The following is a 24,480-nucleotide window of genomic DNA, read 5'->3' on the forward strand; positions in this document are numbered from 1 at the left end:
AGCTGCGCCGTTCTCCCCTGCCCGGGTCACCCGGGCCTCGTCCCGCCCCCTGAACGCAGAAGGCGCATCCGCTGGATGCGCCTTCTGTCATTCATGCCTGCGTGGATCAACTCAATGGTTGAACACGATGTCGGCGATGATGCCGGTGGCGATGGCCACCATCAGCAGGTTGCCGCGGTCATCGCGGATCCAGCGGTGGCCATGCGGGGGGCGACGCACGTGGTAGCGGTCATAGTCGTTGACCACGTAGACCGGGCCACCGTAGTAGTTGTTGTAGCGATAGCCGCGCTGGAAGCCGTAGGGCTGGTAGACCACCCGACGCGGCGGGTCGTAGTAGCGCCGGTCGTTGTAGCGGGCGTCGCGATAGCCCTCGCGGTAGCCGGCGTTGTAGCGGCGGCGGTCATCGCGCCATTCATGACGGTCATGGCCGCGACCGCGGTCATGGCCCCGGCCCCGGTCATCCCACCCATGGCGCCCGCGGTCGTGGTCACGGTCGCCTGCCGCGAAGGCCGGTGCGGTGGCACCGAAGGCCAGCAGGGTAGTCATCGCGGCGACAACTAGACGGTTCATCTTCATGGGTGGCCCTCACAGGTTGGGTGGACGGTTTCCATCATGCTCACGTCATCTGAACGGATTCCGGCTGGAAACGGTTACGGATCTTTCCTATTCACAAATCAGCAAGCCCTCGCGGGTCGGCCGGCCCCGGCCGGCTTCCGGCTATAATGGCTCATTCCCTTTTGCCCTGGGCCCTGTCCATGCCGGACCGGGCGCGGGCGTGCGCTACGGAGACTTCATGTCCTCGCAATACATCTACACCATGAACCGCGTCAGCAAGGTGGTCCCGCCCAAGCGGCAGATCATCAAGGACATCTCGCTGTCGTTCTTCCCGGGCGCCAAGATCGGCCTGTTGGGCCTCAATGGCGCCGGCAAGTCCACCGTCCTGAAGATCATGGCCGGCGTGGACACCGATTTCGAGGGCGAGGCCCGCCCGCAGGCCGGCATCAAGGTCGGTTACCTGGAGCAGGAACCGCGCCTGGACCCGGCCCAGACCGTGCGTGAAGCGGTCGAGGAAGGCGTGGGCGAAGTGCTGCAGGCCCAGGCCGCGCTGGACAAGATCTACGACGCCTACGCCGAGGAAGGCGCCGACTTCGACGCGCTGGCAAAGGAACAGGAGCGGCTGGAAGCCATCCTGGCCGCCGGCGATGCCCACACCCTGGAGAACCAGCTGGACGTGGCCGCCGACGCCCTGCGCCTGCCGCCGTGGGACGCGGTGATCGGCAACCTGTCCGGCGGCGAGAAGCGCCGCGTGGCGCTGTGCCGCCTGCTGCTGCAGAAGCCGGACATGCTGCTGCTCGACGAACCGACCAACCACCTGGACGCCGAGTCGGTGGAATGGCTGGAGCAGTTCCTGGCGCGCTACACCGGCACCGTGGTGGCCGTCACCCATGATCGCTACTTCCTGGACAACGCCGCCGAGTGGATCCTGGAACTGGACCGCGGCCGCGGCATTCCGTGGAAGGGCAACTACACCGAATGGCTGATGCAGAAGGACGAGCGCCTGAAGCAGGAAGACAACCAGGAGAAGGCCCGCCAGAAGGCGATCCAGAAGGAACTGGAGTGGTCGCGCCAGAACGCCAAGGGTGGCCGCACCAAGGGCAAGGCCCGCCTGGCCCGCCTGGAAGAGCTGCAGAGCGTTGACTACCAGAAGCGCAACGAGACCAACGAAATCTTCATCCCGCCGGGCGAGCGCCTGGGCAACTCGGTGATGGAGTTCAAGAACGTCTCCAAGAAGTTCGGCGAGCGCCTGCTGATCGACAACCTGTCGATGATCATCCCGCCGGGTGCCATCGTCGGCATCATCGGCCCGAACGGTGCCGGTAAGTCGACCCTGTTCAAGATGATCACCGGCCAGGAAAAGCCGGATTCGGGCGAGATCGTGGTCGGTCCGACCGTCAAGCTGTCGTACGTGGACCAGAGCCGCGACGCGCTGACCGGCAACCACAACGTGTTCCAGGAAATCGCTGGCGGCCTGGACATCCTCAACATCAACGGCGTGGAGATCCAGTCGCGCGCCTACATCGGCCGCTTCAACTTCAAGGGCCAGGACCAGCAGAAGCTGGTCGGCTCGCTGTCCGGTGGTGAGCGTGGCCGCCTGCACATGGCCAAGACCCTGCTGCAGGGTGGCAACGTGCTGCTGCTCGATGAACCGTCCAACGACCTGGACATCGAAACCCTGCGTGCGCTGGAAGACGCGCTGCTGGAGTTCCCGGGCAACACGTTCGTCATCTCGCATGACCGCTGGTTCCTGGACCGCATCGCCACGCACATCATCGCCTTCGAAGGCGACTCGCACGTGGAGTTCTTCCAGGGCAACTACCGCGAGTACGAAGAGGACAAGAAGCGTCGCCTGGGCGACGATGCCGGTCCCAAGCGCCTGCGCTTCAAGGCGCTGAAGTAATACCCGACAGACGGCCGCCCAGTGCGGCCGTCTGCTTTTAGCGGTGCCACCAGATTGCGTGGCCGCCGTTTGAGCCCCTCTCCCGTGTACGGGAGAGGGGTTGGGGTGAGGGCAAGCTCTGCGCGGAGAAGCCAGCATCGCTTGCGTCAGTCAAAAGGCTTGAAGATCTGAGGATCGGGTGAAGCTCCCCCTCATCCGCCCCCTCGGGGCACCTTCTCCCGCGTGCGGGAGAAGGGACGGCCCGCATCTCCTGCACGTCGGAATTCCCCATGTCCCTGCTCGACCGTCTCTTCAAACTCCAACAGCACGGCACCAGCGTCCGCACCGAACTGCTGGCCGGGCTGACCACCTTCCTGACGATGTCCTACATCGTCTTCGTCAATCCCGAGATCCTGGGCACCACCGGCATGGACCCGGGCGCGGTGTTCGTGGCGACCTGCCTGGCCGCGGCCGTGGGTTCGGTGGTGATGGCGCTGGCCGCCAATTTCCCGGTCGGCATGGCCCCGGGCATGGGCCTGAACGCCTTCTTCGCCTTCACCGTGGTGGGCGCGGCCGGCCTGCCCTGGCAGCAGGCGCTGGCGGCGGTGTTCATCTCCGGCGTGGTGTTCTGGGTGCTGACCCTGACCGGCGTGCGCGCCTGGCTGGTGGCCGGCATCCCGGCGTCGCTGCGCTCGGCCATCGTGGCCGGCATCGGCCTGTTCCTGGCCATCATCGCGCTGCAGAAATCCGAGGTGATCGTCGCCAACAGCGACACCATGCTCACCCTGGGCCCACTCAACACCGCCCCGCCCCTGCTGGCGCTGGGCGGCTTCCTGCTGATCGCGGTGCTGGAAGCGCGCAAGGTCCGCGGCGCAATCCTGATCGGCATCCTCGCCGTGACCGGCGTGGCCTGGGCGATCGGCAGCGTGCAGTACCAGGGCATCGTGTCGCTGCCGCCGAGCCTGGCGCCCACCTTCCTGCAGCTGGACCTCCCCGGCCTGCTCCACCACGACGGCGGCGCGCCGCTGGCGGTGTTGCTGCAGGTGGTGCTGGTGTTCGTGCTGGTGGAAGTGTTCGACGCCACCGGCACGCTGTACGGCGTGGTCGGCCGTGCCGGCCTGCTCAAGCTGGACGATGGCAACAAGCGCTTCGGCCGTGCACTGCTGGCCGACAGCACCGCGATCGTCGCCGGCTCGCTGCTGGGCACCAGTTCCACCACCGCCTTTGCCGAAAGCGCCTCCGGCGTGCAGGTGGGTGGGCGCACCGGCCTGACCGCGCTGGTGGTCGCCGCACTGTTCCTGGCCGCGCTGCTGTTCTCGCCGCTGGCCGAGATGGTGCCGTCCTATGCCACCGCCCCGGCACTGCTGTTCGTGGCCGGCCTGATGCTGCGCGAACTGGTCGAGGTGAAGTGGGACGACCTGACCGAATCGGTGCCGGCCGCGCTGTGCGCGCTGGCGATGCCGTTCACCTATTCCATCGCCAACGGCCTGGCGTTCGGCTTCATTGCCTATGCCGCGTTGAAGGCCGGCACCGGGCGCTGGCGCGAAGTGCGCCCGGCGGTGTGGCTGGTGGCCGGGCTGTTCGTGCTGCGCTACGCGCTGGAGTAACCCGGCCAGCGCGGCCGGACACCCGCGTTCAGTGGACCAGCAGCACCACGATCACGGCAACAACCGTGGCCATCGTGCTGAGCACGGAGAAAATGCCCAGCGCCAGCAGCGCACGCCACAGGGTCGACCAGATCGGCCGGCCCTCGAAGAACTGCACCAGCGAAACGACGCTGTAAGCCGAGCCCAACAGCGCCGCCAGGACCTGCGTCTGCGGCAGCCAGCGATGCACCAGCACCAGCAGCGACCAGACCACGAAGGTCTGCACCGTGAGCAGGGTGGTGATCACCAGCCATTCGGGATAGTTCAGTTTGCCGAAACGGCTGAACACCACGCGGAAGATCAAGGCTTCCAGCGGCAGCAACATCAGCGTGAACGCCGCGAAATGCGATTCGATCCACGCGTTCACGCTGCGGAACGACGCCGCCAGCTTCGCCAGCTCAGGCGGTACCCCCGGCCCCGCCCCCAGTGCATCCATGGCGGCACTGTCCATCACGCCTGCGCCGGTGATCAGGCGGTTCAACAACAGCACCGCGGCAGCCGTCATGGTGATCAGCAGCACCGGTTTGACCTGGTTGCCGCGGCGGCCTTCGATGTAGTCGCGCAGCAGCTTGCCCGGCTGCAGCATCAACTGCTTGAGCGAGTACAGGATGCCGCGGTCCATGTGCAGCACGCTGTGCTCCAGCTCGTGGCCGAGGAAATGCCAGTCGATGCGATGCACCGGCGTGGGCTGGCCACAGCCCGGGCAGAACTTCTGGTCGGCACCGCCGACCGCGCGGCCACAATTGATACAGCTTGCGTCGACGTGCATCCCCATGCACCGCCCCCTTGTTGGCAAGGCGGCATTCTAGAACGGGCCTCGGCCCGGCCGCCATCGCCCTGCCCGGCCGGGCTCAGTCGTAGGTGATGGTGAAGGTGGCCGCCCCGTTGGCCGTGCCCGGCCCCACCGCGCCCGCCTGGGTCTGGATGTAGCGCGCACGCAGCGGCAGGTTGAAGGCACTGCTGCCGACCACGGTCGTTCCCAGCGGTACCGTGGTGCCGAATGCCAGCGCGCGTTCGGCCGCGCCGTCACGCTGCACCAGTTCGATGCCGATCCGCGTGGCGGTGTTGCCGCCCTGGGTCAGGCGCAGCACACCGGCACGGTTGGAGCTGTCCTGGGTGGCATCCAGGCGGATGCCGATCGCGCTCTGGTAAGCGGCCAGGTTGCTGCCCTGGCAATTGAGCCGGATGTCGAAATCACGATTGACCGCACGCGAGCCCACCCCTGTGAAGGTGCTGGCCGGCACCGCGCCGAAGTCCACCACCAGGTTGCGGCTACCGGCCAGTACCTCGCAGGTGGGACTGACCACGGTGGTGCCGGTGCCTTTGAAGGTGGAGGTGAGCACGGGCTTGGCCGCGCCATCGCCGTCCATGTAGTACGTCGTGAACCGGCCGGCGGCGGCAATCGATCCAGAGCCTGTCTGGGCCGCCGTCTTGATCAGCTCGACCCGGAAGGTGCCACCGGCCAGGTCCAGGGTGGAACTTCCGGTGTTGAACGACAAGGTGTGCGGGTAGTACGCCTGTACGCTGCCGGAGTCGCGATACACCCGGATTCCCACCCCGTCCACCAGTGTCCTGTAGGTGTTGGCGATACCCGTGGTGATGGCCTGCTGGGCGTTGACATACTTGCCTTCGGCATAACCTCCCGAACTGCAGCTGGCCACTCTGCTGACCGGGTTGATGGTCGCGTTCAAGGTCTTGATCACGCCCCCGACCGGCGTGCTGGGCAGGATGGTCACCTGCCCCATGTCCATCTGCACGTCCTGCGCGACGAACCCGGATTTGGTGATGCTGCACCTGGCCAACGCGGGCCCGGCCTGCAGGCCAGCCAGCAGCACGGCCACCCCGCAGATACCACGACCAACCGCACCCGGAAGAATCATCGACATATCGCCTCCATGGATACAACGCCTGCCTGCCCGGCCGAAGCTTCAGCCGGCACCTGATAGTCCACGCCGCAGTGCTGGTCGTCGTTCGCGCCCCAGCGCACCTGCAGCCGGCCGGCGTCGTGTTCGCTGCGCAGGTAGATGCGCCCGCCCTGGCTGACCATGCCCACCGGCTGCCCGGCCGCATCGACCACCTGCGCACCGAACGGCATGGCCTGGCCATGGCCGTCGCGTACCCGCATCAACAACGCACGCCCCTTGCGGGTGGCGAAGTGCAGATGGCTGATGGCACCGGCATACGGCGCCACCGTCTGGCTGCTGCCCTGCAGCTCCACGTCCAGCGACATGCCCTGCGGATCCAGCGTGACCGTATTGAGTCGATACGGCGAGACATATGGCACCACCGCGTATCCATCGCCATCGATGCGCAATCCGGGGGCATTGCCCACGCGCGCATCGCGCGCATCGCGTGCTTCCACCAGCACCATGGTGTCGCCGCGGTCCGGCGTGAAGGTCGCCCCGCCCGGATGCACGACCAGGCTGCCATTGGCGCCGAACGCTGCCTGGCGGAGCGTGCTGGAATAGCTGTACGAGCCGCTCAGCGCGGTGTAGCGGCTGCGATACTCGGCATTGCCGACCAAAGTGCTGTCACCGTCACGTGCATCGGACAGGGCCAGCCCATAGCTGAGCGCGTTCGCCTCGCCGGTCGCGCCGGTGATGCCGATGCGGCTGTTGTCATACCCCTGCGTGCCGCGCGCGCCCACGTCCACATTCAGCGACAGCGGCTGCGTGCCACGGCCCAGCGGCACGCTCACCGACAGCAGGTATTCGGTGTCCGGGCGTCCGGCAACACCGTCTTCGGTGCGCACCGCGGAGAACCCATAGTTGAGTGCGCGCCAGGCATGGTTGTAGCCCACCTGGAACTGCTTGCCAGTGCCTGCGCGGTCATAGAAGTCGCGCAGCGAGCCGGTGACGTACAACGCGCCCCATCGCTGTCCCAGTGGCTGGTTCAGCGTCAGCTGGACCTGGCTGCGCTGGCGGCCCAGCGCAAACCCGTCGCCGCGACGTACCGCATCGCGCACCTGCATCGCATCGAGCAGGCTGTAGAAGCCACGGGTGGAATAACGGTACGCCGCCACGGTCAGGTTGGTTCCGGTTTCGCCGATGAGATGGCTGTAACTCAGCCGGACACTGGCGCCCTGCCGCCGGCGCAGGCCCGCCTGCTCGGTGCGCGCATGGGTGACATCGGCCGCGAAGGCGCCCACCGCAGTGGAAATGCCCGCCCGCAACATCTGCGGCACCGAACCAAACGGCACCTTGAACACGCGCCGCCGGCCGTCGGCTTCAAGCACGGTCACCTCGAGGTCGCCACCATAGCCGGTGGGGTAGAGGTCATCGATGACGAAGCTGCCCGGCGACACCGTGGCCGAATGGATCAACTGCTGGTTCTGGCGGATCTCCACCCGTGCATTGGTTTCGGCGATGCCCCGCACCACCGGTGCGTAGCCACACAGTGAATCGGGCAGCATGCGGTCGTCGCTGACCAGGCTGATGCCGCTGTAGCCGATCGCATCGAACAGTTCGCCGTTGGTATAGGACTGCCCGATCGTCAGCAGGCCGCGCACGCTGGCGATGCCGCGCTGGGCGTAGCTCGCGATGCCCTGCCAATGGCGGCCGTCACCTTCGTTCCAGGTGAGGTTGGCGTCATGCCGGAACTGCCATCCGGCCAGGTTCACCCCGGCGTTGAGTCCCAGGTAGGCGCTGCGGCTGCGTCGCCCACCCGGGGTCCGGTTGTCGCTGTCCACGCCGTTGAAGCTGTAGCCGATGAAACCGGCATTGATGCCACGATCCCACTGCGCGGGACTGACGTAGCCGCGCGCTTCGCGCCGCAGGACGGCCTGCGGGATGCTCAGGTCATAGCGCAGGTCCGCGCCGTCGAAGCGGCCGAATGCGTCGGCGATGCGCTGGCGCACCGGCATGCAGGCGTCGTCCAGCGGCACGGCCTCGGCGGTGCCCGCGCCGAGCACCGTGCTGTCCACGCCCAGTTCCGCCAGTTGCAACGGGCTGAAGCAGGCATCCACCTGGCCATTGGCGTCGGCCTTGAACGCCACGTCGCGCCGCCCCTGCCACGCCCCGTTCACATAGAGGTCCACGCGATAGATGCCGGCAGCCATCGGGTTGCCGTTGCTGAAGGCGGACAGGTCGATGCGACGCGCCTGCCCGGACAGGAAGTTCGAGTTGAACTGGGCGTTGGCCGGCGGTGCCAACGGGACGGCACCGGCCGCACTCTGCGCCAGCAAGGCGCGCTCGCCGAGGTTGACCGGCTCGGCCCACGCCCGCGCCGCAGCGGACAGTGCCACCGCCGTAGCCAGCCATCGGCAGGCCCTGCCGCCGATCGCGCGGCGCGATGGAGCATGGCGGGCTACGCCAGGCATGGATGCGATCATCCTGCTTCCCTTCACGCGGACCTCTCCAGACGCCGTCGGTCTGCGCCCCTGCACGGGACGCGCGGGCGGACGGCGATGCATCTCTTCAGCGCCCCGCATCCAGGCGAACGCTTCGCTCGATGCGACCGCCGTAGTCGTTGATGGTGCGGAACCGTACCTCCTCGGTGGCCGCCGGCACGATGAACTCCAACTGCTGGTCCGGCGCGATCATCCTGCCCTGCGCCTGGATCGCGGTGTCCTGGCCAGCGGCCCGCGCATGCACCTCGGCCAATGTCACGTGGTACGGCGTGGGGTTATGCACGCGCAGGCGGTCACCGCCCAGGGTCCACTGCAGCGACTGCGCTGCATCGTTGGCGTGGCCCTCAGCCCCTGCGGACGGAAGAACAGCTTCAGGCGTGAACGGAACGCGACCTGCAGGTAGTTCTGCCCGGCACCGCCGGCCTCCTCAGGAACGGGCGGGACATCCAGCACGTTGAGCCAGAACACCGTTTCGCGATCGGCGGGCAGCGCGCGTCCGGAGTAGATCACCCGCAAGGCCTGGCTGCTGCCCGGCTCCACCCGGCTGATCGGCGGTGTCAGCACGAACGGGGCATCACTGTCCTCCGGCGTCTGGTCGACATCGCCCGCATCGATCCATGCCTGCACCAGCGACGGTGTGTCGCCGACGTTGTTCACCTGCACGGTGACCTCGCGCGCCTGCGCCGGGTAGATCACGCGCGTGCCATTGACCACGACGCCGGCCTGTGCGGCGGGACAGAGCAGCAGGGACGACACCAGCAGCAGTGATGCCCGACGACGGATCACGTTCATTGCCCAACGACCGGAAGAAGGGGAAACCACCGGCCGGCCACGTGGCCGGCCGGTATCGATGCACGCGATCGTCAGTTGTAGATGATCGTGTACTTGACGCTGCCGGTGACCTCGCCGGCACTGGCTGCCGCGGTGGCGTAGTACTCGGCGTAGTAGTTGAGGTTGGCCGAGCCGTCGGCGGCGACGGTCACCCACTGCGAGTTGGCCTGCGCACTGCCACTGCCCGCGGCCAGCACCGGCAGGAACTGGTTGTTGGACCCCAACAGCTGGATCTGCACATTGCCCGCCGCGTTGGTCGCGGCCTGGTTGAGCAGGCGCCCCGAACCGAAGTCCACGCTCGCGCCCGGCTCGAAGTAGGTCGCCACGTCGCCGGCGCTGCACTGGCTCAGGCTGATCGTGAAGGGCGTGCGGCCTGCGGTGGAGCCGGCGGCGGGCAGCGAGGACTTGGCCACGGTCGGCAGGGTGACGGTGAAGTCCTTGCCCTGTGGCGTGGTGATGTCGCAGGTCTTGTCGGTGACCAGGCCATTGAAGGTGATGGTGCCGTCGGCGGCGTTGGCAGCGGACGTCGCCGCGGCCAGCACCGCGATTGCAAACAAGCGGATCGTGTTCATTCTCGAGATTCCATCCCTGACGGGAGACAGTGGAAGGGGGAGGAGGAAGCAAAGGATTTCGCGGGCCTTTGCCCTCGCCTTGCGTCTCACCTGCACGCGAACGCTTCCTGTGCGATCACGGCGGCGGGAGATTAGCCACGCCCGCCTGCGGGCACCAATCCACGGCACGAATGTCCGTTGTTGACACGGCATCGCGCTTGCCCTCTTTCATGGAAGCGTTGCCAGTGTCCGGCAGACAGCATGCTGCAATACCGCGCCGGATGTCTGTTTTCTTACACCGCTGCATCCGTTCAAACAGCTGAAATACAGCTGTTTGATGCACATCACCCTTTGCCAGTGACGGGCCGTCCAGATCCCGATGTTGCCCCTTACCGAACAGTTGGCGAAGGAGCCAACTGGTCACTCCCCTGCGGAGGACACGTCATGAAAACACCTCTCCTGCTGTGCGTGGCGCTGGTTTCCATTTCTGCAACGGTGCAGGCCAATACCGGCACGATGCGCTTCAACGGGGTCATCGCCGACCCCAGCTGCACGATGCAGCTGTCCGCCACGGCGCAGGAACTGCGCCTGTTCGATTGCCCGGCCTCGGCCGGCGGCGCAGTGATCTCGGTGAAACCGCTGGTCGGCGGTGAAGAGGGGAACGCAGGCATGGGCGGGCCCGTCGCAGGCCTTGCCGCACTGTCCGGCGATGATCCGGATACGGATCAGCGGGGCATCTCCGCACGCTATCCCCTGCGCGGCGCGCAACAGGCACGCCTGCAGGGCGATTACGTCGTGGTCATTGATTACCCGTGATGGGCTCGGCGGCACGCCGCCGCATCGTCGCTCAGGCCGCGCGGCGCGCCTGTCGCACGCTCCATGCGCCCAGCACCAGCAGCCACAGCGCCGCATGCACCGACGCTGCGCCCAGTTGCAGCCATGGTCCCGGCAACGGGTACAGCAACAGCGCCGATACCAGCAACGCGATGCTGGCCACCGCAGGCAAACGCAGGACCCATTGCTGGCCCAGCAAGCGGTACCGATGCAGGAACAGCACGGCGGTGACGAGGATGCCGGCCAGTGCCGCCCAAGCGATGCCGGCCATGCCGGTAACCATGGGCACCAGCAGCAATGCCAGTGCATTGACCGCGCTGCCAAGCAGCTCGCAGCGCATCGGCAACAGGGTGTCGCCGGCGGCATAGGCATAGCGCGCGAGCAGCGCGTTCCACGCGCCGAACACGATCACGCAGGCGAACCACGCCAGCAGCATCGGCAGCGGCCCCTGCGCCATTCCCGCCGGCAACAGCAGTTGCACCAGCGCGGGCGCGGCGCCGATCAGGCCGGCCGCCGCCGGCACGGTCAATGCGGCGGTGACCAGCATGCCGACCTGCAGGGCCGCGCGACGCGCCTGCGGGTCATCGGCCAGGCGGGCCATGCGGGCCAGCACCACCTGGTTCAGGCTCATCAGTGCGACCAGCGGCAGGTTGACCAGCTTGCGCGCCAGGTTGACCAGCGTGATCGCCCCTTCGCCGAGGAAGGACGCGCAGATGCGCTCCAGCAGCACCAGTCCCTGGCTGGCGCCGGCGCTGGCCAGCAATGGCGCCAGGCGGCGGTACAGCAGCGCGATGTCCTGCGCCTGCCACTGCCAACGCCAGGGGCGCCAACCGCTGCGCCACAGCAGCGGCAGCATCGAGGCCAGCATCAGCACCGCGCCGAGGACGAAGGCCCAGGCCAGGCGGTGTTCGTCGGTGCTGCCACGCTGCAGCAGCAACAGCACCACCGCAGGCAGGTTGTAGAGGAACGAGCCCAGGCCGGCAACCAGGAAGCGCTCCTGCGCCTGGGCCACGGCCGCGGCCAGGGCATGCAGCAGTAGCAACGGCACGCTGGCCGCCAGGATCGTCAGGCTGGCCGAGGCATCGTGCTGCGCGGAAGCGGACAGGCCCGGGCCGATCAGCCGCACCCACAACGGTGCGGCAATCGCCAACAGCACCGCCAGCGCAAGGCCCAGCAGCACCAGGCTCGATACCTGCGCGGACAACCAAGCCACGCGCCGTTCGCCGGCCAGTTGCTGGTACAGCGGCAGCGCCGCCGAGGACAACAACCCGGCGGCCAGCGTCATGCGGATCGCCTCGGGCAGGAACATGCCGACCAGGAACGCATCGGTGCGCGCGCCCGCCCCCCAGGCATCGACCAGCAGCCACTCGCGGCCGAAGCCGAGCGCCAGCCCGGCGATGGTCGCCAGCGTCAGCCAGAGCGTGGCGCGGAACATCGGCTCAGTGCAGCAGGGTCAGCAGGTTCTTGCCGCCCACCTTGTAGTTGAGGTTGTGCGGGCGTTCGCCCATCGGCTTGGCACCGCTGCCGCCGATGATCTTGTAGGGCGCGACCTCCTTGGCGACCACGGTGTTGGCGGTGATCACGCAGCCGCGCCCCAGGTGCGCGCCATGCGCCACCAGCGCGCGGCTGGCGATCCACACGTAGTCCTCGATCACGATCGGCGCGGACACCGACCAGAACTCCGGCGCGGTCAGGTCATGGGTGCCGGCGATGATCAGCACGTGCGAGGCGATGGCGACGTGGTCGCCGATGCGCAGCCCGGCGCGTGCGTCGATCTGGCAATGCCAGGCGATGACGCTGTCCTTGCCGATCACCAGGTTGTTCACGCCCAGCACCTCGGTGTTGCGCCAGATGGTGGAGCCCTCGCCGATCTTCGCCCCGCCGATGCGCAGCCAGGTCAGCCGCACCCAGTGGAACGGCACCTTGTTGATGGCGATGTTGTAGACCTGCTCCCACAGCCGCAGGCAACGGTCCTTCAGCGTTGCCCAGTTCTTGCCGTAACGCGGCACCAGCTGGGTGGGCACCTCGCCCTTGAGCTCGTGGTACAGGCGCCGGCCCAACGGGTCCTGCAGGGTCGGCTCGATGTCCACCGAACAGATCGAGACGCGTACTTCCTCGCCGCTGGGTTCCTCGAACGCGCCCTCGTTGGCCAGCAGCCATTCGTAGGCGGCCAACAGCGCCGGCGTGTCCACGCCCATGCGCGCGGCATAGTCGCCCAGCCGCGAGCGCAGGTCCGTCGAATGGAAAATACGATGTCTCATGCCTGCTTCCTCGAAGACGATGACGGACGGCCTGGCGCATCGGCCGGCACGGCAGCGGCGCTCTGCAGCCCCATGCCCATCACCAGCCAGAACAGTGCGACCAGCACCATGGTGAAACTGTAGTAGTGATCGATCAGGCCGGTGACCAGCGCGGCCAGCAGGCCGGTGGTACAGCCCATCCACATGCCGTTGCGTGCATCGATGGCCGTGACCTTGCCCTGCGGACGCACCTGCTTCCACCAGCGCCAGGTCACCACGCCGTACAGCAGCATGCCGAGCAGGCCCAGCTTGTACATGTAGTACAGCCACAGGTTGGAGATGCCGAGCAGGCCGCTGCCCGGGACCGGCGGCTCGGTACGGAAGCCGATGCCCAGCGGATAGCGGGCCACCGCCTCGGGGAAGCGCTTGTACTCGTCCACGCGCACTTCGGTACTGGCGTTGTCGGAGGAGAACATGGTGGCCAGGCGGTCCTGCAGCGGCGGGTAGCTCACCGCCAGCACCACGCCGCCCAGCACCCCGGCCAGCACCATCGCCCGCGCGTAGGGCACGCGCAGCCACGACAGCCACAGCAGCATCACGCCGATGGCCAGGATGGCGCCGCGCGAGCTGCTCAACAGCAGCGCCGCGGTGCCCAGCACCGCCACCGCCGCGCCGAGCAGGCGCCGCCAGCCGTGCTGGTAAAGGGCATGGAATGCCGCCATCGGCACGAACAGGGCCATCGCGCCGCCGGTCAGGTTGGGATGCACCCACGGCGTGCCCAGGCGCGCGTTCTCGGCGCTGAAGATGTCCAGCAGGGCTTCCGGGTGCGCGTACCGCGCCTTCTCCAGGATCGGGATCATGTCCAGCGCGCTGCGCGACTTGATGAACATGCCGAGCGAGAGCAGCAGCATGGCCAGGTTGCCCAGCAGCAGCATCACCATCAGCTGCTCGCGTTGCTTCTGCTGCGACAACATCAACGGTGCCAGCAGCAGCGGCGACAGGTTGGCCAGCCAGCGCACCCAGTTCACCGGGCCATTGCCATCGGCCACCACCATCACCTGGCCGACCAGGAACGGAAACGCGCTGAAGGCCATCAACAACAGCAGCGAACGCTCCACCCCGCCCCAGTCCGGACGCTCCAGCTTCTGGAAGAACAACTGCAGCATCACCCCGGCCCAGGTCAGGCCCAGCATCGCCTCGGCCACGGTGAAGCGGATGCCGACCTGCAACGTGCTGTACGGCATGAACGTGGCCGACAACGCGAACAGGGACAGGCCCACCACCGGCCAGCGCAGTACCACCAGCGCCGCCGGAAAGCCCGCCAGCAGCACGAAAAACTTGGACGGCGGCAGCACCAGCAGCAGGCTGCCGAACAGCACCCCGCACAGCATCGCGACGGTGGTGCCCAGCTTCACCGCAGCACCTCGTCCAGCAACTGCAGCACGCGCTGCTGGTAGTGCGCCGGCGCGTAGCGCGCCGCCGCGGCCTGCAGCACGGCAACGCTTTCCTCCGCGCGCCGGCCGGTGGCCGCATCCCGCAGTGCTTCGCGCAGCGCGTCGGCATCGCGGGGGTCGAAACGCAACGCCTGGCGCGGGGTGATTTCATCCAGCGCGCTGCCGGTGGCCACCGCCACCGGCGTGCCACAGGCCAGCGCCTCGATCACCGGCAGGCCGAAGCCCTCGGCGGTGGCCGGGTGCCACAACCGTTCGGCGTCGTGGTACAGCCGCGACAACGCGGCATCGCTCAGGCCGCTGCGCCAGTGCAGGCCCGGCAGGTCGGCCAACCATTCCGGCACGTCGCCCGGATCGCCCACCAGCACCAGGTCCGGCAGCAGCAGGCCGCCGTCACGCAGGGCCTGCCAGTGTTCGAGCAGGAAGGGAATGTTCTTGCGGGGCTCGCGGGTGCCCACCACCAGCCAGTAACGGCGCGGCAGGGTCGGGTCACGCAGGGGGTCCGGCGTGGCCAGGGCAGCCACCGCATTGGGCAACACCGCGAGCTTGCCGGCGCTGCGCGGGAACAGCCGCGCCGCCTGCCCCGCGCTGTACTGCGACGGCGTCCAGATCGCGTCGGCCGCGCGCAACGCGTGGCCGATCAGCGTCCTGTCCATCGTGCCGTACACCCGCCCATGCAACCAGCTGGCATGCCGCCCGGCCAGGGTCAGCTGGAACAGGTCGTGCAGCAGCTGCACCTGGTGCTTGAGCCCGCGCGGACGCGGCCACGGCAGGCCGCTGTTGGCGGTGGCGATGTACAGGTCGATGCCCTGCCCGGCCAGCGCCTTGGGCAGGAAGCCGATCTCGAACGCCAGCCGCGCCTGCGGCCGGTGCAGGCCCGCGGCCGGGACGTCCTGCGCGGGGCAGCAGGCGATCGCGCGGTGCGGATGCTGCAGCGGTGCCATGCTGAAACGCACCAGCTCGCCACGACCGCTGGCCAGCAGGGCCTGCTCCAGCGCCAGCACCTGGCGGGCGATGCCCGAGTACGGCGCGGCGGTCACCGGGCGGTAGTCGATGCCTATGCGCATGTCAGCTCCGCGTAGACGGCCTCGAGCTGGTCGGCCGAGCGGCTCCAGTCGTGGTGCCGGCGCACGTAGTCGCGCCCGGCCTCGCCCAGCGCATGTGCCCGGGCAGGATCCTCCAGCAGCTGCCGCAGCGCCGCCACCAGCGCGTCGGCCTGCGCGCCACCGGCGTAATGCACCCCCGGCTGCACGGCCAGGCCCGACACCGCCTGCGGCGTGGCCACCAGCGGCAGCCCGGCGGCCATCGCCTCCAGCACCTTCAGCTTGGACCCGCCGCCATCGCGCAACGCGGCCAGGAACACGCTGCTCTGCGCCTGCACGCCCTGCAGCCGCGGCACGAAGCCGCGCCACTCGATGCGCGGGTCGGTCCAGCGCCCGGCCCATTGCGTCGGCAATGCGTGCCCGCACAGGCACAGGCGCACGTCCGGCGAATGCTCCCAGAGCGCGGGCATGATCACGTCCAGCATCCACTCCACCGCATCGATGTTGGGCGCGTACTCGAAGTTGCCGATGAACAGCACGCGGCGTTGCCCTGGATCAGGCACCACGTCGGCGAACGCGGCGGTGTCGGTACCGTTGACCACCACCGCCACCGGTTGCCGGCTGTACGGCGCGAACACCTGCGCATCCTCGCCGGTCAATGCGATCACCTTGCGCGCGGCCAACAGCACCTGCCGCTCCCAGCGCTGGTAGCGCCCGCGGTCGAGCCCGGCCAGGGGCCGCAGCACCGCCGGCAGGCGACTGTAGGTCACCTCGGCCAGCGTGGATTCCACGTTGTGCTCGCTGACGATGAAGTCACGCTGGTGGCGGCGCAACGGCGCGCGGCACGGTTCGTACATGTAGGAGTGTTCCAGCTGCACCACGTCCCACGGCTCGGCCAGCAGGCGGTCCAGTGCCCGCGCGAAGGCCGGTGCATGGCCGTTGACCGAGGCCAGCAACGGCACCGGCGACAACAGCGCCGCCGTCAGGGTGCGAACGGATTTCAGCGGGCGTCGCTCCAGCACCACCAGCCGCTCCAGCAGGGGTTCCAGGTGCTCGCGCGCCTGGCGGTCCAGCGGCACCTTGCTCTGCACCAGCAATGTGATGCGGTGGCCGCGTGCGGCCAGGCAACGCAGCAGGTGGTACTGGCGCAGCTTGCCACCGCTGGTGGTCGGCCACGGCAGGTACGGCATCACCCAGAGCAGGCGCAGCGGTCGCATCACCACTCCAGGATCGACAGCGTGGTGCCGACCGGCACGGCCAGGCTGCCGGCGTCGGCCTGCAATGCCCGCACGCCACCGCCCAGGACATCGTGCAGCTGTGCATGCTCCACGCCGCGCAGCTGCACCTGGCCGGGCGCGTCGGCCCAGAAGAACCACAGGCGACGGCCATCCTCGCGTTGCCAGGCGATGCTGACCAACCCCGGCGGCACCGTGGCCAGCGCCGGCGCCTTGCCCGGCGTGATGCGGGGGCCGGTCAGGCGCAGCATGCGCTGCACGGCGGCGTAGACGGGCTTGGGCTGGGCGCGTTCGTCCAGCAGGCCGTAGCGACGGTCGCGCGCGCCGGCGCGGCTGTCCAGGTCGCTCAATGCGAACAGGAACACCTTGTCGTAGTCCAGCGCGCTCATCAGCGCCAGCCGGCGGGTGACGTAGTCGGCCTGGCCCTGCACGCCGATGATCGGCTGCTCTTCCTTGGGGCCGTCGTAGCTCGACCAGCCCCACTCGTCGGCCCAGATGGCGTGTGCGCCGGCCGCGCGCAGCGCGGCGTTGCCCTGCTGCGCACGCAGGATGAAATCCATTGCCTTCGGGTCGTCGCCCTCCGGGTGCAGCGAATACGGGTGGTAGGCGGTGATCACGTCCAGCGAATACAGGCCGCCCTTGGCCAGCTCCTCCACCATCAGGCCACCGCCACGGGTTGGCATCTGGCTGAAGTAGCCCATGCCGCCGAGCACGACCTGGCGGCCCGGCGCACCGGTGCGCATCGCGTTGACGGAGGTCAGCAGCAGCCGGCCATAGGCCGCCGGGTCCTCGCGCGGACGCCAGAACGCCGGCAGGTTGGGTTCGTTCCAGACCTGCCAGGCGTCGACCTGCGGGTAGCGCTGGGCCAGCAGCACCAGCGCCTTGGCGTACAGCGCCGGATCCTTGGGCGGGTACTGGTCCGGATGCGGGCTGCCGGCCGGGGCCGAGGTCGCATGCGGCGCCGAACCCACCAGGTACACCTCGGCCTTCAGGCCACGGCGCTGGATCTCGGCCATCAACGGATCCAGCACGTCCCAGCGGAACACGCCTTCGCGCGGCTCGATGGTGTCCCAGTGCAGGTCCACGCGTACCCATTGCAGGCCCAACGCCTGCAGCTGGTCCATCTGCTGCCGGTAACGCGCCGGTTCGAACCAGAGGAAATGCGCGTTCACGCCCAGGAAATCGCGCCACTCCACCGCGCGCGGCGGCACCAGCTCCATCGCCGGGCGTTCGCCCTTGGCACAGGCACTGACCCCGCCGAACAGGGCCGCCAGCGCCACCAGCAGCAGCGCCGCGCGCCGCCACCACCGCTTCGCGGGACGGGCAGTTGCAAGGTTCATCGTCCACTCTCCTGCAACGAGGCGAACAGCGCCGCGAACTGCGCGGCGATACGCGGCCATTGCCGTTGTTGTCCCAGCGCCGCGGCACCGGCGGCCCAGGCCGAGGCCTGTGCCGGCGCATCGACCAGCGCGATGATCCGCCCGGCCAGCGCTGCGGGGTCGCCCTGCGCGAACACCACGCCGTTGCCGTGCGACACCTCCTCGGCGAAGGCACGCGCATCGGAGGCGATCACGCCCCGGCCGCAGGCATTGGCCCAGGACAGGGCACCACTGGTGCCACGCATGCGCCCGAGCAGGGCCAGCTTCTTCGAATCGCGATAAGGCAGCAGCATCACGTGGTGGTCCTGCACGCAGGGCACGATCTGCGCGGCGGGCAGGTCCAGCCGCCACTGGATCCAGTCACCGACGCCCAGCCGCTGCGCACGCTCGCGCAGTTCGGCCACATAGTCCCCGCGGCTACCGAAGGCCAGCTCCGGCGCGCTGCCGCCAGCCATGGTCAGGCGCACCGCGGCCTCCGGCCGTTGCCGGCGCACCAGCGCAAGGGCATCGAGCAGGTCCTCGATGCCCTTGCCCGGGTAGATGAAACCGAAGTACAGCAACTGCAGCGGCGTCGCCTCCGGCAACGGCTGCGGCGCGAACACGCCATTGCCGTGCGCGATGAAATGCACCTTGTCCGCGGCTAGCTGCATGCGTTCGACCAGCACCTGTCCGCCGGTGCGGGTCAGCGCGACCACGGCATCGAGCTGACGCGCCAACGCGCGTTCGCGCGCCAGCGTGCGGCGGTCCTGCGACAGCGCCAGCAGCTGCGGCAACGGCCGCGGTGCGGCGGCCAGCCAGCGCCCCAGCCCACGCGGCGGGCTGGGCGAACGCCAGATCAGGCGCTCCGGGTCATGCACGGTCGCGCTCAATGGCAGCCGCGGGAAGCGTGCGCGCAATTGCTCCAGCGCCACGAACTCCGGCCCGCGGCCACCGCCCAGTTCGGCGTGCACCCCGTCGATGCCCTGCCAGAAGCCGGCATCGGCAGTGTCCCATTGCCCTTGCCGCTGCGGCGGCACCACCACCTCCACGCCGGCGCCGCGCACGGCCGTCATCCATGCCTGTGCATAGTCGGCGATGCCGTTCTGCAACGGCGGCAACGGCGCGAGCAGGGCAAGCCGCACTCAGTACGCCCCGAGCCAACGGCTGATCGGCTTCCAGTAACGCGGCGGGATCTCGAACACGCGGCGGTTCAGCACCACGCCATCGACATGGCCCAGCGCGTCGCGCAGCAGCGCGATCGCGTTCTCCACCGCCGGTAGCGTGGTGCTGCGGGTCTTCACCACCAGCACGATGCGGTCGCAGCCGCGCAGCTGGATCAGCGCGTTCTCGTCGCTGACCGGCGGCGCCTGCACCAGCACCACCTCGCCGGGGCCGGCGGGCAGCTGGCCATCGCGCACGCTGTAGCCCTGCTGGCGCAACACGATGGCCAGGCGCGAGGCGATGAAGCTCACGCCTTCGCCACTGCGGCTGGACGTGAGGCCCACCGACAGCCCCTGCGCGGCGATCTGCTCCAGCGGCAGCCGGCAGTAGATGCGGTACAGCGCGGCACGCAGCGGCTGCGAGCCGTCCACGTCGTGCAGGATCTCCGGCACCGTCGCCAGCAAGGGCACGCCCAGGGTCTTCTCCAGGCGGCCGCCGTCATGGATGCGCTGGTCCATCAGGTACAGCAGGAACACCACCACCAGCGCCACCGCGAACGCCACCGGGATCGACAGCAGCAGCATCAGCATGCTCTTGGGGAACACGCGCGACGGGGTGAAGCTGGACTGCCCGACCAGCGCCACGTTGCTCAACCGGGCACGGTTGAGGTCGCGGATCACGCGTGCGCGCAGCAGGTAGTCCGAGTACTGGGCAAAGGTCTTCTCCGCCGAGGACAGCTCCAGGCTCAACCGCGACAGCGACGGCTCGGCCGACATCACTTCCTCGCGCTCGCCCTGCAGCTGCTTGATCTGGCTGTCGATCTCGGCGACGTTGGCATCGATCTTGGCCACGTTGAGGCGCGCGTCCTGCATGTCCTGGCGCAGGCGCGCACCCAGCGCGTTCGGCGCGACGTTGCGCGAGCGCACCACGTTGCCGTCCACGCCGTTGATCTCCGCTTCCAGCGCGGCGATGCTCTCGTCCAGCGCACGCACCGGCGGTGCGCCTTCCTTGAAGTTGCGCAGCAGGTCCAGGCGTTGCTGCTTGAGCCCGTTCAACTTCAGCTTCAGGTCCTCGCGCTCCGGATTGAGGCTGATCTCGCGCTCGGTCACCACTTCACCGGCCACCGCCGGCAGCTGCCGGCCGGCCGAGCCAAGGATGCCCACCAGCGCCTCGCGCTCGGCCTGCAGCTCGCGGCGCTGGCGGTACAGCTTCTGCAGCTGGTCGGTGACGTCCTCGATGCGCTGCTCCACGCTGGTGGCGTCGATCACCCGCAACTGCTCGCGCAGCTGGCGCTTGAGCGCGATGATGCTGTCGTTGAGCTCGCGGTTCTGTTCTTCGTAGAAATTGAACAACGCCTCGCCGCCGGCGGCCTTGGCACGCTCGTCGAAGTAGGCATCCACCCAGGCACGGGAGATGCCCTGGGCCACGTGCGGGTCGTTCCAGCTGACCCGCATCTCCATCACGTTGGAGCCGGGGTCGTGGCTGACCTGCAGCTTCTTGGCCAGGCGTGCGGCCAGCCGGTCCGCCACCGGCGCCTCGTCCATCAGGCCGATGCCGACCAGCAGGTTGCGCAGCATCTCCTTGCACCAGGACAGCGCCTGGCCCATGCGGAACTTGAACAGGGCCCAACCCCCCTTCGGCGGCACCGAGGACATCGCCAGGTAGGTCTGCGCCACCTTCAGCATCACCGGCGCGCTGGTGGCCATCTTCTCCTCGTCCAGCAGCGGGTCGCGCTGCGGGCTCTGCTGCACGAAGCCGGCGTCCGGGCCCGGTTGCACCGGTAGCTGCACGCTGGCGCTCTCGGTCGGCTTGACCAGCAGGCGGGCATCGGAGACGTAGCGGTTGGGCAGCAGGAACGCGCCCAGGATCACCACGGCCAGGGTCGCCAGCAGGGCGAGCTTGAACTCCCTGCCGAAGATGAAGAGCAGACGCAGCGCGTCGCGCAGGCTACGGATCTCGATCACGGGACGCTCCCGTCGGGGGTGTTGATCTTGTAGGAAGGTTCGTTGATCTGGTAATTCGCCGACGCGCCGAAACCGCGGAACATCAGCAGCTGGCCGACGTACATGTCCACGCGCTGGATCGCATTGCCGATGCGCGAGCTCGGCACGAACACCAGGTCGCCGCGCTGCAGCCCGATGCTGCGGCTGCCATTGGTGCCGGCGCCCAGCAGCGCCGCATAGTCGAAGAAGTACACCTGCTGCATGCCCTGCTCGTCCTGGCGCACCAGCGCCACGTGGCGGCTGTCGGCGGTGGGCAGCACGCCGCCGGTGGCGGTGATGGCCTGGGCGACATTGACCGTCGAGCCCAGGTCGAACACGCCCGGGTTGCGCACCGCGCCGCCCACGTAGATGCGGCTGCCGGGCGCCTCGGCGATGTTCACGGTTACCTTCGGCTCGCGGTAGATCGCATCCAGCCGCCGGGTCATCTCATCGCCCACGTCCTCCGGGGTACGGCCACCGGCCTTGACCGTGCCGATGAACGGATAGGCGATCATCCCGTCCGGGCGCACCCGGTACAGCGTGGCCTCGTCCTTCTCGGCCGGGGTCTGCGCATCGCGCACGATCCGCAGCACGTCGCCGGTGTAGACCCGCAGCACCGGCGCCGGCAACTGCTCGGGGCTGAAGTTGGTGATCTGGCCCTGCTCGATCACCTTGCCCGAAGGCAGCTTGACGACGTTGGGCATCGCGCACGCCGTGCACAGCATCGCCAACAACGCCATCACCATCACTCTGCTCGTATTCACTGCTGCCTCCAGTAACCGGGGAACATGCTGACCCTGCGCTTGACCGCCAATGGCAGCCTGCGTTCCAGGTGCCCCAATCGATAACCCAACAGTTTCGCAGCACTGCGTAACAGTGCGCCGGGAACCCGCATCCACTGCCGCTCGCGCCGCAGCGCGGCCAGCTCCGACCTGACGAAGCGCCCGCCCTCGCCGCCGGCGCGCCCGAAGCGCTCGGCGATCCAGCGCTCGCGCGAATAGAACACGCCGATGTCGAAGTAGCGGCGGAACTCCTCGGCGATGGAGTAATCGTGCGAATGCCAGGCCTGCGCGTCGGCGACGTAGTTCACCGCATAGCCATCCAACAGCATGCGCCCGGCCACGTGCGCGTCCTCGCTGCCGATCACGTCCTGCGGGAAGCCGCCCACCGCGACCAGCGCGTCCATGCGGTAGGCGCAGAACGCATCGGAGGTGAAGCAGGTCTTGATGCCCAGCTCGCCGGCATCGGCCAGGCGCTTGATGCGCCCCTGCGCCGGGTAGTTGAACGCCCGTGCATGCCGCGCCAGCGCGCCGGCCTCCGGATGCGGCAGCTGGCGCCCGTAGGCCACGCCGATGTCATCGGCGGCATACAGGCCGTCGACCAGCCTGGCCAACGCGTCCGGCGGCACCGGGATCGCGTCCTGGGTCATGTAGATCAGCACGTCGGCCTCGACCAGCGTGGACGCCCAGCCGCGCGTACCACCGTGGTTGAAGGTGGCCGCGTCGATCTCCACCACGCGCGCGCCAAACGCACGCCAGCGCGCCACGCTCTGGTCGCGCGAGGCGCTGTCGATGACCAGGATCTCGTCCGGCTGCAGGCTCTGCGCCCGCAGCGCCGGCAACATGCGCTCCAGGAACGGCTCGCCGTTGCGCACCGGGATCACCAGCACCACGCGCCGGGCGGCCATCAGTACGCCGCCTTCATCGACAGGACCGCCGGCAGGGTGCGCAGCAGGATGAAGATGTCCAAGCCCAGCGACCAGTTCTCGATATAGGCCAGGTCGTACTCCACGCGCTTCTGGATCTTCTCCAGCGTGTCGGTCTCGCCGCGATAGCCATGCACCTGCGCCAACCCGGTGATGCCGGGCTTGACCTTGTGCCGGGCCACGTAGTCGGCCACGGCCTCCTCGAACGGGATGTCGGCCGCCTTGGTCGCGGTGGCATGCGGGCGCGGGCCCACCATCGACATGCTGCCGGCCAGCACGTTGAACAGCTGCGGCAGCTCGTCGATGCTGCTCTTGCGGATGAAGCGGCCGACCCGGGTCACGCGCGGGTCGCCGGCGCGGGTCTGCACCGCGGCGTCCATGTCGCGCTGATCGTGGTACATCGAGCGGAACTTGTAGACCTCGATCAGCTGCTGGTTGTAGCCGTAGCGGCGCTGCCGGAACAGCACCGGCCCGCGCGAATCCAGCTTGATCAGCGCCGCCACCAGCACCATCAGCGGTGACAGCAACAGCAGCGCCAGCGACGCCAGCACCAGGTCCTCGGTACGCTTGTAGGCCGGCGCCCAGCCCTGCAGCGGCGGCTCGGACACCACCAGCATCGGCACGTCGGAGATCTCGGCCACGCGCGGCAGCGCATAGTTGAAGGCCTGCATCTCCGGCACCAGGAACACCTCCACCGGCATCTTGCGCAGCAATGCGACATAGTGGTGGTTGCGGCTTTCGGCGCTGGCCGGCAGCGCCATCAGCACCTGGTCGACCTCGTTGGCGCGGATCAGCTGCTCCAGCAACGCGAAGTTGCCGATCAGCTGCGGGCGCAGGCTGGAGTCGATGCGGTCCGGCGCGCGGTCATCGATGAAGCCCAGCAGGCCGGAGCTGATGTCCGCGTTCTGCTGCATGTGGCGGGCCAGGCGGCCACCGTTCTCGGTCGCACCGAGGATCACCGAACGGCCCACGAAGTGGCCCTGGCGTATCTGCCGCTGGAAGAAGATCAGCATCACCAGCCGCCCGGCCAGCAACAGCAGCAAGGTGGCCCCGTACCAAAGCACGGCCATCTTGATCGGCAGGTAGGCGATCACCCGGAACAGCGTGTGCAGCAGCAGCACCAGTCCGAAGCTGGCCGACCACGCCACCACCGTCGTGCGCAGCATCAGCTGGTTGCTGAACATCTCGCGCCCGTACAGGCCGAAGGCGCCGAACACCAGCACGGTGAGCAGGCCCGCGGCGGCGGAGAGCGCGAGATAGGTGCGGATCGCGCCACCGGCATGCACCTGCATCAACCACAGGATCAGCAGCGCCGGCGCCATCGCCGCACAGAAGTGGAACACGCGCGCCATCAATCGCGACCAACGCGTCACCGCGGGCCGAGTGTTCGCAAACAGTGCTTCTGAAAACGGTAAGCGCATTACGAGGCTTGGCCTTCGTCGACGAATCCGAAAGACGGCCAGCCACCACCTGGCAATCCGGACCTGTCATGACAACCTGCACGACAAACGGCTCAACCACGCGGTAGCCCGCCTTCCCCCCATTGGGCAAAACGGATCAGATCCCACTCCTGTGATCGATCAAACCGCATTGCCTGTCCCAATGGCAATACAATAGCGTGACGCCCTTCACGTTTGGAAGTCGGAATTTTCCTTACC

General features: G+C 68.3%; 22 protein-coding genes. 3 read left to right on the forward strand and 19 right to left on the reverse strand.

Annotated features, from left to right (window positions below; genetic code table 11):
- Positions 1-111: 111 nt before the first annotated feature.
- Positions 112-576, reverse strand: a complete 465-nt coding sequence (locus ACIPR8_RS18330; RefSeq protein WP_446541931.1) for an RcnB family protein — start codon at positions 574-576, stop codon at positions 112-114.
- Between the two features lie 217 nt (positions 577-793).
- On the opposite strand from ACIPR8_RS18330, the gene ettA reads away from it, so the two are divergent.
- Positions 794-2,458 carry an energy-dependent translational throttle protein EttA gene (gene ettA, locus ACIPR8_RS18335; protein ID WP_192286702.1) on the forward strand — a complete coding sequence of 555 codons (1,665 nt, stop codon included), beginning with the start codon at positions 794-796 and terminating at the stop codon, positions 2,456-2,458.
- Positions 2,459-2,727: 269 nt separating this feature from the next.
- A complete protein-coding gene (locus ACIPR8_RS18340) occupies positions 2,728-4,044 on the forward strand; it encodes an NCS2 family permease (RefSeq protein ID WP_446541932.1) in 1,317 nt (438 codons plus the stop codon).
- Positions 4,045-4,072: 28 nt separating this feature from the next.
- Here ACIPR8_RS18340 and ACIPR8_RS18345 read toward each other — a convergent pair whose 3' ends face one another.
- The 7 genes from ACIPR8_RS18345 to ACIPR8_RS18375 all read right to left on the reverse strand — a co-directional run bounded on the left by ACIPR8_RS18345 (position 4,073) and on the right by ACIPR8_RS18375 (position 10,237).
- Entirely contained in the window at positions 4,073-4,852 is a 780-nt protein-coding gene (locus ACIPR8_RS18345; protein ID WP_446541933.1) for a DUF3667 domain-containing protein, read from the reverse strand.
- Positions 4,853-4,934: 82 nt separating this feature from the next.
- Entirely contained in the window at positions 4,935-5,963 is a 1,029-nt protein-coding gene (locus tag ACIPR8_RS18350) for a fimbrial protein (protein WP_446541962.1), read from the reverse strand.
- Positions 5,960-8,401, reverse strand: a complete 2,442-nt coding sequence (locus ACIPR8_RS18355; protein WP_446541934.1) for a fimbria/pilus outer membrane usher protein — start codon at positions 8,399-8,401, stop codon at positions 5,960-5,962. The genes ACIPR8_RS18350 and ACIPR8_RS18355 overlap by 4 nt, the downstream gene beginning before the upstream one ends.
- A 97-nt stretch (positions 8,402-8,498) precedes the next feature.
- The gene (locus ACIPR8_RS18360; protein WP_446541935.1) at positions 8,499-8,714 is read right to left on the reverse strand and encodes a fimbrial biogenesis chaperone; all 216 of its coding nucleotides are present in this window, start codon (positions 8,712-8,714) and stop codon (positions 8,499-8,501) included.
- Positions 8,687-9,223 (reverse strand): fimbrial biogenesis chaperone, encoded by a 537-nt coding sequence (locus ACIPR8_RS18365; protein WP_446541936.1) that lies wholly within the window; start codon positions 9,221-9,223, stop codon positions 8,687-8,689. Before ACIPR8_RS18365 ends, ACIPR8_RS18360 begins: the two co-directional genes overlap by 28 nt.
- 71 nt (positions 9,224-9,294) lie before the next feature.
- Positions 9,295-9,834, reverse strand: a complete 540-nt coding sequence (locus ACIPR8_RS18370) for a fimbrial protein (protein ID WP_446541937.1) — start codon at positions 9,832-9,834, stop codon at positions 9,295-9,297.
- 115 nt (positions 9,835-9,949) lie between these two features.
- The gene (locus tag ACIPR8_RS18375; RefSeq protein WP_446541938.1) at positions 9,950-10,237 is read right to left on the reverse strand and encodes a hypothetical protein; all 288 of its coding nucleotides are present in this window, start codon (positions 10,235-10,237) and stop codon (positions 9,950-9,952) included.
- 20 nt (positions 10,238-10,257) lie between these two features.
- On the opposite strand from ACIPR8_RS18375, the gene ACIPR8_RS18380 reads away from it, so the two are divergent.
- The gene (locus tag ACIPR8_RS18380; RefSeq protein WP_446541939.1) at positions 10,258-10,629 is read left to right on the forward strand and encodes a hypothetical protein; all 372 of its coding nucleotides are present in this window, start codon (positions 10,258-10,260) and stop codon (positions 10,627-10,629) included.
- Between the two features lie 31 nt (positions 10,630-10,660).
- On the opposite strand, the gene ACIPR8_RS18385 is transcribed toward ACIPR8_RS18380, so the two are convergent.
- From ACIPR8_RS18385 to ACIPR8_RS18435, 11 genes are read right to left on the reverse strand one after another with little or no spacing between them, the layout of a single operon-like run.
- Positions 10,661-12,082: a lipid II flippase MurJ gene (locus ACIPR8_RS18385; protein ID WP_446541940.1), complete on the reverse strand. Its 1,422-nt coding sequence runs from the start codon at positions 12,080-12,082 to the stop codon at positions 10,661-10,663.
- A gap of 4 nt (positions 12,083-12,086) precedes the next feature.
- Complete coding sequence (locus ACIPR8_RS18390) at positions 12,087-12,908, reverse strand: acyltransferase (RefSeq protein ID WP_446541941.1); 822 nt, start codon at positions 12,906-12,908, stop codon at positions 12,087-12,089.
- Positions 12,905-14,302: an O-antigen ligase family protein gene (locus ACIPR8_RS18395; RefSeq protein WP_446541942.1), complete on the reverse strand. Its 1,398-nt coding sequence runs from the start codon at positions 14,300-14,302 to the stop codon at positions 12,905-12,907. The genes ACIPR8_RS18390 and ACIPR8_RS18395 overlap by 4 nt, the downstream gene beginning before the upstream one ends.
- The gene (locus ACIPR8_RS18400; protein WP_132865028.1) at positions 14,299-15,405 is read right to left on the reverse strand and encodes a glycosyltransferase family 4 protein; all 1,107 of its coding nucleotides are present in this window, start codon (positions 15,403-15,405) and stop codon (positions 14,299-14,301) included. The genes ACIPR8_RS18395 and ACIPR8_RS18400 overlap by 4 nt, the downstream gene beginning before the upstream one ends.
- Positions 15,396-16,598, reverse strand: a complete 1,203-nt coding sequence (locus ACIPR8_RS18405) for a glycosyltransferase family 4 protein (RefSeq protein ID WP_446541943.1) — start codon at positions 16,596-16,598, stop codon at positions 15,396-15,398. The genes ACIPR8_RS18400 and ACIPR8_RS18405 overlap by 10 nt, the downstream gene beginning before the upstream one ends.
- Positions 16,598-17,956 (reverse strand): beta-galactosidase, encoded by a 1,359-nt coding sequence (locus ACIPR8_RS18410; protein ID WP_446541944.1) that lies wholly within the window; start codon positions 17,954-17,956, stop codon positions 16,598-16,600. The genes ACIPR8_RS18405 and ACIPR8_RS18410 overlap by 1 nt, the downstream gene beginning before the upstream one ends.
- Positions 17,953-19,116, reverse strand: coding sequence for a glycosyltransferase (locus tag ACIPR8_RS18415; protein WP_446541945.1), 1,164 nt, complete (start codon positions 19,114-19,116; stop codon positions 17,953-17,955). Before ACIPR8_RS18415 ends, ACIPR8_RS18410 begins: the two co-directional genes overlap by 4 nt.
- Positions 19,117-21,099, reverse strand: coding sequence for a GumC family protein (locus tag ACIPR8_RS18420; protein ID WP_446541946.1), 1,983 nt, complete (start codon positions 21,097-21,099; stop codon positions 19,117-19,119).
- Complete coding sequence (locus ACIPR8_RS18425; RefSeq protein WP_446541947.1) at positions 21,096-21,881, reverse strand: polysaccharide biosynthesis/export family protein; 786 nt, start codon at positions 21,879-21,881, stop codon at positions 21,096-21,098. The genes ACIPR8_RS18420 and ACIPR8_RS18425 overlap by 4 nt, the downstream gene beginning before the upstream one ends.
- Positions 21,878-22,804 carry a glycosyltransferase family 2 protein gene (locus ACIPR8_RS18430; RefSeq protein ID WP_446541948.1) on the reverse strand — a complete coding sequence of 309 codons (927 nt, stop codon included), beginning with the start codon at positions 22,802-22,804 and terminating at the stop codon, positions 21,878-21,880. The genes ACIPR8_RS18425 and ACIPR8_RS18430 overlap by 4 nt, the downstream gene beginning before the upstream one ends.
- Positions 22,804-24,174 carry an undecaprenyl-phosphate glucose phosphotransferase gene (locus tag ACIPR8_RS18435; protein ID WP_446541949.1) on the reverse strand — a complete coding sequence of 457 codons (1,371 nt, stop codon included), beginning with the start codon at positions 24,172-24,174 and terminating at the stop codon, positions 22,804-22,806. Before ACIPR8_RS18435 ends, ACIPR8_RS18430 begins: the two co-directional genes overlap by 1 nt.
- Positions 24,175-24,480: the final 306 nt, after the last annotated feature.

Source organism: Stenotrophomonas sp. LARHCG68, from assembly GCF_052871705.1.

Bases quoted from the DNA above. Each gene is read 5' to 3' on its own strand.
- ACIPR8_RS18430 (WP_446541948.1), bottom strand. From the start codon at position 22,804: ATGGCCGCCCGGCGCGTGGTGCTGGTGATCCCGGTGCGCAACGGCGAG.
- ACIPR8_RS18400 (WP_132865028.1), bottom strand. From the start codon at position 15,405: ATGCGCATAGGCATCGACTACCGCCCGGTGACCGCCGCGCCGTACTCG.
- ACIPR8_RS18365 (WP_446541936.1), bottom strand. From the start codon at position 9,223: ATGAACGTGATCCGTCGTCGGGCATCACTGCTGCTGGTGTCGTCCCTG.
- ACIPR8_RS18435 (WP_446541949.1), bottom strand. From the start codon at position 24,174: ATGGCGCGCGTGTTCCACTTCTGTGCGGCGATGGCGCCGGCGCTGCTG.
- ACIPR8_RS18370 (WP_446541937.1), bottom strand. From the start codon at position 9,834: ATGAACACGATCCGCTTGTTTGCAATCGCGGTGCTGGCCGCGGCGACG.
- ACIPR8_RS18405 (WP_446541943.1), bottom strand. From the start codon at position 16,598: ATGCGACCGCTGCGCCTGCTCTGGGTGATGCCGTACCTGCCGTGGCCG.
- ACIPR8_RS18355 (WP_446541934.1), bottom strand. From the start codon at position 8,401: ATGCCTGGCGTAGCCCGCCATGCTCCATCGCGCCGCGCGATCGGCGGC.
- ACIPR8_RS18350 (WP_446541962.1), bottom strand. From the start codon at position 5,963: ATGATTCTTCCGGGTGCGGTTGGTCGTGGTATCTGCGGGGTGGCCGTG.
- ACIPR8_RS18385 (WP_446541940.1), bottom strand. From the start codon at position 12,082: ATGTTCCGCGCCACGCTCTGGCTGACGCTGGCGACCATCGCCGGGCTG.
- ACIPR8_RS18340 (WP_446541932.1), top strand. From the start codon at position 2,728: ATGTCCCTGCTCGACCGTCTCTTCAAACTCCAACAGCACGGCACCAGC.
- ACIPR8_RS18330 (WP_446541931.1), bottom strand. From the start codon at position 576: ATGAAGATGAACCGTCTAGTTGTCGCCGCGATGACTACCCTGCTGGCC.
- ACIPR8_RS18390 (WP_446541941.1), bottom strand. From the start codon at position 12,908: ATGAGACATCGTATTTTCCATTCGACGGACCTGCGCTCGCGGCTGGGC.
- ACIPR8_RS18410 (WP_446541944.1), bottom strand. From the start codon at position 17,956: ATGAACCTTGCAACTGCCCGTCCCGCGAAGCGGTGGTGGCGGCGCGCG.
- ettA (WP_192286702.1), top strand. From the start codon at position 794: ATGTCCTCGCAATACATCTACACCATGAACCGCGTCAGCAAGGTGGTC.
- ACIPR8_RS18380 (WP_446541939.1), top strand. From the start codon at position 10,258: ATGAAAACACCTCTCCTGCTGTGCGTGGCGCTGGTTTCCATTTCTGCA.
- ACIPR8_RS18345 (WP_446541933.1), bottom strand. From the start codon at position 4,852: ATGCACGTCGACGCAAGCTGTATCAATTGTGGCCGCGCGGTCGGCGGT.